Here is a 1,534-nt window from a genome sequence, read left to right as displayed (position 1 = left end):
ATGACGCCTAAAATGACAGCAATGAAAGATAGTGTTCTCAACCAGTCTAAAAACTTTACACAGAACAATCGAGTCGGCCAAATGTTAAGTAATATGAGAGGCCAAGCGTCTAATACGGTACAACAAGGTAAGCATTGGATAGGTCATCAAGCCCAACAAGTGAAACAAGCAACGAACAATATATTAGAAAAGGAAATACCACTTACACAACCTAAAGTCGCGATTGCAGGAGCAGGTAGTGTCCAAGTAGGCAAAGGTGTGACACTCAGAGAAGCAGGCCAAAATATTCAACGTACCCTCACACCCAATCATCAAGTGACACACACACCAAAAGATACTATCGTAAAGAGTGAAGGAAATTCAATAAAAGGTAGTGTAAATAAATCTAAAAATTATAGTAAAGAAAAACCCAAAAATTCTCCAAATCCAAATAAGTGGCTAAAAAAGGGTGGGAAAATTAAGGTAGATGAGAATGGAACATGGATTTATACCAATAAAGATGGTATTAAAGTTGCATATAGAAATGGTTATCCAGATTTTAAAGGAGCAGGGCTTGTAGAACAAGAAGTGGATATTAATAGTTTTGATAACTATTACACCGATTTTAAAAAAGCAGATAAACTTGCGGAACGAGAGAAAAGGATTGAAAATACTTGGCACCATCATGAAGATGGAAAAACAATGCAAGAAGTAAATAAAAAAATTCATCGATAATTCACCCATAGAGGTGGTATGTCACTAAAAAAAATTAAAATATTAGAAGGTGAAGTTAATGGAGTTTAAAAAATTTGGTGAAATGTCTAAAGAAAAAATTAAATGTTTAGAACAGAAATATAGGGTTACTTTTCCAAATGATTATAAGCAATTTTTGTTAGGAAATAATGGTGGGTTTTTTAATATCGAAAACATGAACAAAGTACAAGTAGATGAATTAAATGAAAATATATATATGGAAGTGTTATATGGATGTGATACACCTTATGATGTTACGAACATCGAATATTGGATGGATGAATATGAATCGGAATTAGTTGAAGAATCAATTATAATAGGTAATGATTTGTCACAAGGATTTTTAGTATTGATTTTATTAGAAGGATATGAAGGAGTATATTTCTGGGATGATGGACATAATTTCGAGTCATCCAATGATGAAGAAAATACTTATTTTATAGCTGAGACATTCACAAAATTCTTGAAGAAAATACAATATAAATAATATAGATTATATGAGAATATAATGGGAAATACAAATAAAATTATTGCTATGTGTAAAATAAGCGTAAAGTAACATTAGTATACAATAGATAATATTTAAGAGTGAAAGATAAGTTTCTCTGTCAAATAGAACTGGTCGGATTAACTAATAGAAGTTAGGTAAAAATTACTTAACTTCTTTTTTGCATCGTATAAAGATTGTTAATTATCAAGAAGACTCAAATCTTACAAAGGTTGAATATGGTGACCATTATGAACGTGGATTTATGGATCGTAAAAAATTAAAAGCCAACATCGAATATACAACACCGCATGG

Annotated in this window: 2 protein-coding genes; both read left to right on the top strand. The window is 31.0% G+C overall.

The features are described 5' to 3' along the window. On the top strand, positions 1 to 714 hold a 714-nt coding region (locus tag HMPREF3241_RS13100; protein WP_256323885.1), incomplete at its 5' end, for an HNH endonuclease. A 58-nt stretch (positions 715 to 772) separates the two neighbouring features. Then, the gene (locus tag HMPREF3241_RS02010; protein ID WP_070853411.1) at positions 773 to 1,219 is read left to right on the top strand and encodes an SMI1/KNR4 family protein; all 447 of its coding nucleotides are present in this window, start codon (positions 773 to 775) and stop codon (positions 1,217 to 1,219) included. The last annotated feature ends 315 nt before the right edge of the window (positions 1,220 to 1,534 follow it).

This window comes from Staphylococcus sp. HMSC34G04, from assembly GCF_001838765.1.
In the GTDB taxonomy this organism is placed as follows: domain Bacteria; phylum Bacillota; class Bacilli; order Staphylococcales; family Staphylococcaceae; genus Staphylococcus; species Staphylococcus epidermidis.
This window is presented reverse-complemented; position numbering and strand designations above follow the sequence as displayed.